This window comes from Siphonobacter sp., assembly GCF_048595215.1.
GTDB lineage: Bacteria > Bacteroidota > Bacteroidia > Cytophagales > Spirosomataceae > Siphonobacter.
In genome coordinates, this window is the sequence record NZ_JBMDWJ010000077.1 from 1 (window position 1) to 10,010 (window position 10,010).

The 10,010-nt window shown below is 50.0% G+C and carries 7 protein-coding genes and 1 pseudogene; 3 read left to right on the top strand and 5 right to left on the bottom strand.

The features are described from left to right. A pseudogene (locus ACOJTG_RS04495) lies at positions 1–404 on the bottom strand (hypothetical protein); the annotation flags it as partial. Positions 405–549: 145 nt separating this feature from the next. On the opposite strand from ACOJTG_RS04495, the gene ACOJTG_RS04500 reads away from it, so the two are divergent. Next, on the top strand, positions 550–3,654 hold the full coding sequence (locus ACOJTG_RS04500; RefSeq protein WP_420152722.1) for a cyclic nucleotide-binding domain-containing protein: 3,105 nt from the start codon (positions 550–552) through the stop codon (positions 3,652–3,654). Here ACOJTG_RS04500 and ACOJTG_RS04505 read toward each other — a convergent pair. From ACOJTG_RS04505 to ACOJTG_RS04520, 4 genes are read right to left on the bottom strand one after another with little or no spacing between them, the layout of a single operon-like run. Beyond that, positions 3,635–4,228 carry an HD domain-containing protein gene (locus ACOJTG_RS04505; RefSeq protein WP_420152723.1) on the bottom strand — a complete coding sequence of 198 codons (594 nt, stop codon included), beginning with the start codon at positions 4,226–4,228 and terminating at the stop codon, positions 3,635–3,637. The genes ACOJTG_RS04500 and ACOJTG_RS04505 overlap by 20 nt on opposite strands. A 36-nt stretch (positions 4,229–4,264) precedes the next feature. Further along, positions 4,265–5,308: an adenylate/guanylate cyclase domain-containing protein gene (locus tag ACOJTG_RS04510; protein WP_094812766.1), complete on the bottom strand. Its 1,044-nt coding sequence runs from the start codon at positions 5,306–5,308 to the stop codon at positions 4,265–4,267. Beyond that, the gene (locus ACOJTG_RS04515; protein WP_420152724.1) at positions 5,305–5,679 is read right to left on the bottom strand and encodes a response regulator; all 375 of its coding nucleotides are present in this window, start codon (positions 5,677–5,679) and stop codon (positions 5,305–5,307) included. The genes ACOJTG_RS04510 and ACOJTG_RS04515 overlap by 4 nt, the downstream gene beginning before the upstream one ends. 24 nt (positions 5,680–5,703) lie before the next feature. Then, entirely contained in the window at positions 5,704–7,056 is a 1,353-nt protein-coding gene (locus ACOJTG_RS04520; RefSeq protein WP_420152725.1) for a sensor histidine kinase, read from the bottom strand. A gap of 287 nt (positions 7,057–7,343) precedes the next feature. Between ACOJTG_RS04520 and ACOJTG_RS04525 the strand changes: the two genes are divergently transcribed. Both ACOJTG_RS04525 and ACOJTG_RS04530 read left to right on the top strand, forming a co-directional pair. Beyond that, positions 7,344–8,441 carry a family 20 glycosylhydrolase gene (locus ACOJTG_RS04525; RefSeq protein WP_420152726.1) on the top strand — a complete coding sequence of 366 codons (1,098 nt, stop codon included), beginning with the start codon at positions 7,344–7,346 and terminating at the stop codon, positions 8,439–8,441. 9 nt (positions 8,442–8,450) lie between these two features. Beyond that, positions 8,451–9,617 carry a DUF5009 domain-containing protein gene (locus tag ACOJTG_RS04530; RefSeq protein WP_420152727.1) on the top strand — a complete coding sequence of 389 codons (1,167 nt, stop codon included), beginning with the start codon at positions 8,451–8,453 and terminating at the stop codon, positions 9,615–9,617. Positions 9,618–10,010 lie beyond the last annotated feature (393 nt).

Here is a 10,010-nt window from a genome sequence, read left to right on the forward strand (position 1 = left end):
GTATCTTTTTTACGCAAAGCACCGACGCCAATTTTCAGAAAGGTCTCGCCGGGCTTGGCGGCTGCGTAACCTATAGCTACAAATTCTTCTACGGGACCCGTGATGGCGTCGTTTACCTTGGGATCGTGGGTATCGAACCAGGGGCCGAAGAAGGAGTGGCCCTGATACTGTAAATCGGCAATGACACCCGACCAGTCAAAACGCTCCGCCCGGTAGTATCCTCGTTCCGCATCCGGTACATACAGTTTAGCGGTGATGAGGCCATTGGAAATCGTAGCTTCGGGAAAGGACTCACTTCGTTGAAAAGCCCAGAGACAGAGCGTTAAACAAAACAATCCCAGTAAGCGGCTGAAATGGGGAAAAAGAGGTCGAAAAGAGCCTTGTAAATCAACGCGAAGAGCCATCGTAGGTAGGAGTTGAGAAGCACAAATAACGGCCGAAATGGAGCAGAAAAGCCTTCAAATAAACAGAAGATTTATGTTTCTGCGTCCGTAGCTCGCGAAAAAGAGCTATACTTAACCTTTAAAACGCTCAATTAACTGCTTGGCAATGCTTACTACCGATGGCTTCCGTCGTTATTTAGGAATACATCCTGAAGAAACCCGTACCGTCTGGCTTTTTTTCCTCCATCACTTTCTCTTAGGAATTGGAACGATTCAATTATATGTAGCTGCGAATGCCATTCTACTGGAAAATGACCCGGCTACGAGTTTGCCGCTGGCGTACATAGCCTCGGCTATTGGGATGATTCTGATCGGTAAAGCCTACGCTCATTACGAACATCACCTGGGGCTGAGTTCCGTCGCCTTACGCGTACTCTGGACCGTAAGTGTGATGACCCTGTTGGTGATGCTGGTGGTTTGGGTCGGCCATTCGATCACAGCGGCCATTGGCATCATGGTCGGGTACCGGATTATTTACTTGCTGACCAGTCTGGAATTCTGGGGGGTATCGGCGGTGGTGTTCGACACGCGGCAGGGCAAACGCCTCTTCAGTATCATCAGTTCGGGCGATATGCCCGCCAAAGCTCTGGGGGCCGTACTGGCCGCTCTGGTACACGCTCACGCCGATCTGCTGACGTTACTGGGCGTTTCGTTACTGGCCTTTCTGGGAGCTTTATTCACTTTGAAACTAACGCTGCGTTCGCACTCCATTCGTACCCGCGATCGTTCGACGGCCCGTCGTCGTCCACAATCGCGTTTGATTCAGCAGTTATTTGGTGGGAGCGAACTGGTCTTTTTCATGTGTCTGAGTATCCTGACCGTGGCGTGTTTCGCAACCAAAATTGAGTTTAACTTCTTTCTGGACGTCAAACACCGCTTTCATGATCAGTCCGAAGTAATTGCGTACGTCAGCTACTGGCTGGCGGGGACCTACGTACTGGCGATGCTGGTGAAGCTCCTGCTGTCCCGGCGGGCACTGGATCGTTTGGGGGTGCAGAATTCCTTATTAGTACTACCGCTGGTAGCATTGATTGGATTATTGGGATTGGCCATTACCCGGAGTGTAGTAGGGGACGAAACGGTTCTGTTAGTGTGGGCCTGCTTGCTGTACGTTTCGGTGGAGGTCATTCGTCGTTCCTTATTCGATGCGGTTTTTCTAGTACTCTTTCAACCCCTGACGCCGCATCAACGACTCTTGGGTCATACCCTGGCCAAGGGCATGTACGAACCCCTGGGTCTGGGTCTGGCGGGTTTGTTGCTGGGACTTTCGCAGTGGTTAGCCCTGAGCGAAAGCAAGGTCATCTGGTTCTGGCTTATTTTTCCGGTGGCTACGGGACTGCTCATTCGACGGGCGTATCGCTTTTATTTACACACGCTGGGTGATGCCTTATCGCGGCGGTTCTTACCCGGTGAACAGGTAGCCCTACCCGGCGAAATCGCTCTGGCCGCCGAACAGGATTTAACGAGTCCTTCACCCGAGCGGGTACTGGCGGCAGTAGCCTGGTTTGAAGAAAATCAGCCCGCCTTACTAGCTCAGAAAACATTGCCGCTGTTGCGACACCCCGAGGCGTCAGTACGTTTAGGAGTACTGGAACGTTTAGGCTCTGAGGCCAAACAAATGCCTCTGCAACCCTTACTGGCGGATACACATCCGCAGGTACGCCAGCGGGCGGCCCAGCTCCTGGCTCAGCAGCCAGGACCCATTCGGGAATTGCTCGAATCGCCCGACCGGGGTATTCAGAAAGGGGCTCTCCTCGGACGCCTGCAGAAAGACCGTACCGATAGCATCGCCCGTGAACAATTGGATCGCTGGGTCAGTGCATCCACCGAAGAAGAACAGGTCGCGGCTCTGGAAGTAATCCGTCATTTGCACTTAACGGAGTATACGGCTTTTGTTCAGAAAGGCTTACAAAGTACCCGGCCTACGGTAGTGAAACAGGCCATTGAAACGGCGGGCATGGAACCGACACTGGTTCCGCAATTATTGATTTTACTACGCGATCGTTCGTACGGACGAGCTACGCTGCGAAATTTACGTCAGGCCGCGAGTGAAAACTTATCGGCCTTTACGCCTTTACTGGACGCTCCCGCCGAACAGCGACGCATGCTGGCTCAGTTGCTGAGTACCCTGCAAACACCCGAAAGCGAGCAATGGTTGATGCGACTGGCCGGAGAATCGGACCGAACGGTACGGGAAACGGCTCTGCATTCGTTGCGGCATTTTCCCTCATCGTCCGAAAACCGACTGTTTTTTGAAACGCTGCTTTCCGAAGACCTCACTTTGGCCGAACGGATTCAGGCGGGACAGTACGCCGCGATGGATGCCGAATGGCAATCGGCTCTGGGTTACGAAATGGAGCGAGTACTGAAACGGATTTTGCGGATACTCAGTAAACTATACGATGCCGAAGCTTTGAACCAGATTCAGCAGAGTCTGCAACACCCTTCGCAGGAACGGAGTGCCAACGCCCTCGAAATGCTCGAAAACCTGGTGCCCCGGCCCGTGTATCGACTGTTCCGTACGCAACTTGAAGCGTCGGCTTCCATCGTACCCGAATCGATGGCCGAGTCGGTGGCCTTTATTCTGGAGGAAGGAACGACCCTGTTTACGGAATGGACCGTCAGCGTGGCTCTGCGTCGCTGGAATTCCTGGGTGGGAGATCCGAAACTGGTGACGGCTTACCTTTCCCATCCGATTCATTTACTCAGCGAAAGTGCGGAAATCACGCTCGCTGCTTTTGAAAAAAATACGCCTATGCACGCTCATGCAACGTCCAGCCATTCGGCTCACGAACTGGTACAGATTCTGAAAAATACACCTTTGTTTGCCAGTACCGCCGAAAACGTACTCGCCAGTATCATTCCAATTATGAAACAGGTGCATTATCCGGCAGGAGAGGTGATCATCCGAAAGGGCGATTTGGGCGACAGTATGTTCGTAATTCTGTCGGGGGAGATAGAAATTTACGATCAGGATACGCTACTGGCCGAAATGGGCCGGGGTGATCTCTTCGGCGAACTGGCCCTGCTGGATTCCGAACCCCGTTCGGCTACGGTCATTGCCCAAACGGCCGCTACATTATTCCGGATCGATCAGGAAGATTTTTATGACCTGATGGAAGAACGCGACGAAGTCCTGCGGAATGTGATGCGGGTACTCTGCCAACGGATTCGCCATCAGAATGAAGTGGTTACGGCTCAAGCAAAGTAGCCTGTTTTTGCAGATGCTCCAGTTGGACGGCTTTGGCAGGTTGCCGATGAGCGAGGGCCGTAGCCGTCCAATACTGATGGGAGCTTAAAAAAGTGATCTGTTTCTGTAGCCATTCCGCTTCCGTACCGATCAGGTGTCGGGCCTGTAATTCCTGGTAGAGGGTATGGGAAATGGACTCGAAACCCGGCCGACCCAGGTAATCCAGATCCGCATCGCAGAGGATTTGTTCCAGATGCGTTTGCGGGTTTTGCGGAACCTTCGTTGCCCGAATCATTCCGCAAATCAACTCAATCTGCCCGGTTGAATAGCCAAATGTAGGCAAGCATTGCTCCACCACTTCACAACCCGCTTCTTCGTGTTTTTCATAGGTATACATGAAGCCACAATCGTGGTATAAGGCCGCTGTACGTAAGAGCATAAGCGATTCCTGATCTTCAATCCCTTCGCTCCGAGCCAGCCATTCGGCGGCTCGGACTACATCTTCCGTATGGTGTAGACCGTGGTAATAGAGCGTTTCGGGTAATTGTTGCCGTAGTAAATCAAGGATGAACGCTTCGGCTTGTATAAGATTCATGAGAGGAGAGGTTTGGTAGGGATGCATGTGGTGCGATTAAGCCTGTACTTCAACGACTGCCACGGGTTGGGCTTTATTTTTGAGCGTAATTTCACCCAAAGGCTGACCTTGGAAGGATTCTTTGACTTGCTGATACACGGCATCACTGATCAGAATTTGCCCGGGTTTTGCTACCGATTGCAGTCGCTGGGCCAAATTGACCGTATCGCCAATCACCGTATAATCGAGTCGTTTGAGCGAAGCCGAACCAATGTTTCCCGAAACCATTTCTCCCGAATTAATACCAATAGCTACCTGGGGCAGGAAGGTCTGATCGGGTAAAACTTCTTCCATCTCCGACAGTTGCGTACGCACGGCCAGCGAGGCTTCAATGGCCCGATCCAGGTGAAATTCACCCCGGAATACGGCCATAACGGCATCGCCAATGAACTTATCAATGTAGCCACCCTGGGCGATGATCGCCTTCACGATCACTTCGAAGTACGAGTTGATGAGCTTCACTACTACATCAGCGGGCTCGCGTTCAGTGATCGCTGTGAATCCGCAAATGTCCACGAACACGACGGTACCTTCCACCGTTTCATTGGCCGTGAGGGAAGATTCAAACTCCGAACGGGTCATAAACTGGAGTACATTTTCATCGACGTACATCCGCAAAATATCGTTTTCCTTGATGGCTTTCAGCGTTTGCCGGAGCTGATCGACGTGCTTCAGCGTCTTCTGCATGGTCACTTCCAGATCCTCAAAATCCACGGGTTTACACAGAAAATCGTACGCCCCCCGGTTCATCGCCACGCGGATGTTTTCCATATCGCCGTAGGCCGAAACGATGACGGCCTTAACGATAGGATTGGTTTCATGAAGCTTCACTAACAAGGTCAGACCATCCATTTCGGGCATGTTGATGTCACTCAACACCACATCTGTATCCGGGTGCTGCTGCAATTGCTGAAGGGCTTCCACGCCATTTTGAGCGAAGATGAATTCGTACTTTCCTTCCCTAATCTGACGACGAAATTTCTGCTTGATGAGTATTTCCAAATCCGTTTCATCATCCACAACCAAAATCTTTGCCTTCATAATGTGTCTTTGAGTTTCTGCTTTAACTCGCTGAAATCAAGCGGTTTGGTTAAAAAATCATTCGCTCCCAGGCTGAGAGCTTTGGCGTGCGTGTCTTCGTCACCGTAAGCGGTAATCATCATGACCAGCGGCGGGGCCATGGGGTGCGACTGTCGAATGGATTCCAGTAATTCCAGACCGCTCATTCCGGGCATATTGATGTCCGATAGAATGAGTACAATTTCCGAATGCTGATCCTTGAGGCGGCTAAGGGCTTCTTCTCCGGAGAAAGTAAAGATAAAGCGAAGTTCTCCACTTCGGATTTCGCGACGAAAACGTTGTTCAAAAAGCGACTGAACATCGGGTTCGTCGTCTACAACTAATATATGCATGAAGGAATCGTTAAAATCATTGGATTAGGCGGGCAGGCGAATAATAAACTCAGTAAAAGCATCCGGCTCGGAAATCACTTCCAGCGTACCGCCGTGGGCTTTGGTAATGATATCATAGCTTAGGGAAAGGCCCAGCCCCGTGCCCTGTCCGCTGGGTTTGGTGGTGAAAAAGGGCTGAAAAATTTTCTGTTTGACGTGTTCGGGCATTCCCGTACCATTATCACGAATCCGTATTTCGATTTGTTTGCGAGTACGTTGTGTCTGAATGCTTACCGTAGGTTCATAGCCTTGTGGTTGCTGACGCTTGCGTTCCGAGACGGCGTAAAAAGCGTTAGTAAACATATTCAATAATACCCGGCCCAAATCCTGCGGTAGTACATTGATTTTGCCCAGACTGGCGTCAAAGTCTGTTACCAGTTTGGCATTGAAGGTTTTATCCTTGGCCCGCAAGCCGTGGTAGGCCAGTCGCAGGTACTCATCAGCCAGAGCATTCAGATCAATCGCTTCTTTCTGCCCCGAAGACGTACGCGAGTGTTGAAGCATCCCTTTTACGATGCTATCCGCCCGCTTGCCGTGGTGCTGAATTTTCTGAAGGTTCTGCTCAATATCGCTGAGCAATTCATTGACTAATTCCGTATCCAGGGTTTCCTTCTGTGACTCTTCCCGCAGTTCTTCCACGAGTTCGACGCTGACTTCCGAGAAGTTATTGACGAAGTTGAGGGGATTCTGGATTTCGTGGGCAATACCCGCCGTCAGTTCCCCAAGCGAAGCCATCTTCTCAGCGTGAATGAGTTGGTTCTGCGTAGCTTTCAGGTGGTCAAGGGCTTTTTCGAGTTCTTCTTTTTGTAAACGAAGTTCGGCGGTACGTTCGGCGACCAGTACTTCGAGTTCGTTTTTCTGGGCTTCGGTTACCTTACTGAGTTGCTCCTGTTGTTCCCGTCGGAGGCGTTCATTTTCCAACGCTTTTTCCTGCTTTCGGTTATTCAGCCACAACGCGAATACCCAGACAAAAGCGAAAAAGCGGGCGGCATTGAGGTAATCGTCAAATTGTTCATAGAAATCTTCGTTTATCAATTGAATGAACGTAGACAAAAACGAGACGGCCGTGAAAGGAATCAGCGAAATGGAAACCGAGCGTACGGGACGAAAAAAATCCAGCTTGAAAACGGCAAGAACCATCCCAAAGAGCACCAGCGGCCAGGCCATCCGAATCAGTACCGAATCCCGAAGGATGATCTGACCTACGAGCAGAGCGATAGACAAATGCCGGAGGTACACCAGCTGTTGATCCAGCCAGACATTTTTATTTGCTGTATCTAACGTTTTGCGAACGTAATTGATGAAAAAGAAGACAATGAGGAAGGACGCGACAGACATAAGTTTCCAGTAAAACAGGGGAGCTGCGTAGCGAGTACGGCTTAAATAATTAAAATTAAAACAGAAACGGGGCATTGCCAACGGAAAAGCCTAAAAAGCCTTCGCAAGGCCAAACAATAGCTGTTCTGAACGCGAAAAGACCGTAGGAATGCCTACTGCGTACCGGAAAAAGCTATTTTGATGATGAATCCGTTAAATTCTTTCTATCGACAAAGGAAGATAGCGTAGAATTGAAGCCGGGTCTTCGTTGGCTGACGTATCTTTACGCTAGACCTCTAACTACTGTTATGAAACGATTTTTTCTGTGGATGATTTTAGTACTGGCGGTTGGGAAGATTCAGGCTCAGCAAATGCCGCTGGATACATTGCTCCCCGTTCGGGGCTTCTGTATTGCCGCTCCCTTACCGAATCGACTCGACGAGTTTATCCGTTTCATTGATACGGAACTGGCTCCTCGCAAGGTCAATACGCTGGTCCTGCGGGTGGACTACAATTATCAGTTCAAAACGCATCCCGAATTACGCGATAGTGTGGCCCTATCAAAAGCTGAGGTACGGCGACTCGTGCAGATCTGCCGCAAAAACCACATTACGCTGATTCCGCAGGTTAATTTGCTGGGCCACCAGTCCTGGGCTAACAAAACTGGAAATCTGCTGGAGAAATATCCGCAACTGGATGAAACCCCCTGGGTGAAAATGCCCGCCAAGTACGAATGGCCCAATTCCGACGGCTTGTACTGTAAAAGCTATTGTCCCCTGCATCCGGAGGTACACGCGATCGTATTCGACCTGATGGACGAAATTTGCGATGCTTTCGAAGCCTCTGCCTTTCACGCTGGGCTGGATGAAGTCTTTTATATCGGGGAAGCCTGGTGTCCCCGATGCGGAGGCCGTGACCCGGCTGAACTATACGCTGGGGAGGTACGCACGCTTCGGGATCATCTGACTCAGAAAAATCGTAAGCTCTGGATGTGGGGCGATCGCTTGCTGGAGGGTAAAGTCACGGGTATGGGGATGTGGGAAGCCAGCTTTAACCAGACCTACCGGGCCATCGATCTGATTCCGAAAGACGTCATGATTTGTGACTGGCACTACGAACGTCCCGACCAGACGCCCGTGTACTTTGCCATGAAAGGTCTAAGCGTAGTAACCTGTCCCTGGCGGAAACCTAAAAATGCCGTTGCCCAGGTACAGGATATGCTCCGGTTTCGTCGCTCGGCCACCCGACCCATGAAAGAATTGTATCAGGGGATGATGCAAACCGTTTGGTCGGATGCCGGAAGTTTTCTGGATGAATTCTACGGTCGAAAGAAAACTACTTCCGAAGAAACGCCCACGCGTTGTTTTCAGGACCTGTACCGTGAAATTGCCCGCCTAACTCCCTAGTTTGCTGCTATGAAAAATCCGCGTATTCCTTCCATCGACGTCTTTAGGGGACTAACCATGCTGCTGATGATCTTCGTCAACGATCTCTGGACGTTGCATGGTATTCCATCCTGGTTGGAACACGCCGAGGCGAACGTCGACTTTCTGGGACTGGCGGATACGGTGTTTCCCTGTTTTCTTTTCATTCTGGGGATGTCCATTCCGCTTGGGGTAGACGCCCGATTAACCAAAGGGGAATCCCCGGTACGGATTTCCGGGCATATTGTAGTACGTACGCTGGCATTACTGGTGATGGGAATTTTTACCGTCAATGTTCCGGATCTCAATGCGGACCTCACCGGTCTTTCTTCGGCCTGGTTTCAGATTTTGATGGTTACGGCTTTTTTTCTGATCTGGAATGTGTATCCGAAAACTTTCCCGCTCATGGCTGGCCGCGTACTACAAGGCATTGGTATACTGATTTTGCTGGTCCTGGCCATACGATTCCGCGGAGGTTCACCAGAAAATCCGCAAATATTCCGTCCTCAGTGGTGGGGAATCCTGGGACTAATCGGCTGGAGCTACGGCGTTTCAGCTCTGCTTTATCTAGGAATGAAGGGGAAAGTTGGAGCATTGGCAGGAGCCTTCTTGTTTTTTACATTAACGACAATCGCCGCTCACGCGGACTGGCAGGTGGGAGGTTTTTCCTTAAATGACATCATCTTAGGGAATGGAGCTTTTCACTCCTTTACCATGGCTGGTTTGCTGACCACTCTGTTCCTACGAAAACAAGATTCGATTCGGGGGCTAAGCTTTCTGTTGGGAGCGGGCTGTCTAATGCTGGGAGCTGGTTTTATCGCTCATGCTTACTTCATCATTTCCAAGATACAGGCAACTCCCACTTGGGTATTTTTGTGTACCGGTATTGCCTTGCTCACGTATGCAGTCGTTTATGGCTTCGTCGAAATTGGCCAAAAGGTAGATTGGTTTACTTGGCTCAAACCCGCCGGCATCTATACGTTGACCTGTTATCTGTTACCGTATTATTTCTATAGTCTGGCAGAGCTTACGGGCTGGTCCTTACCCGACGCTCTGTTGACGGGAGACATAGGTTTATTAAAAAGTCTGGCATTCGCTGGTCTAGTACTGATAACCGCTCAGCTATTGAGTAAAATCAATATACGTTTGAAATTATGAGCGATAAAGGCAATTAATAGTATTAAGTTGGCTTAAAAAGAATCCCTACGTAAGTAGAGTTAGTCGTTTTTTTACTTAGAAATGTAACGGATATGACTATTCGTTATTAGTAAAAAAATTTAATTATTACTTATTGCTTAATAAAAAAAGCCTGCTACATTTGCCTCGTAATCAAGGCCCTGCCGCCACTTCGGGTGTTCTTGCGTACATGAGAAACAGTCTTCCGCCAAGAAATAGTTAGGTCTAAACGCCAAATAGTACCTGCCAGTATTTTTAGTGTTTGTAGCAGTCCTTTTGCCCTCTTGTTTTCTGCTCACTCCTGACTTGCCGCCCAGTTCTCATCCAGGACTTCATTTTCGAAGTCCAATAGTCCCTTTTATCTATTGATTACTG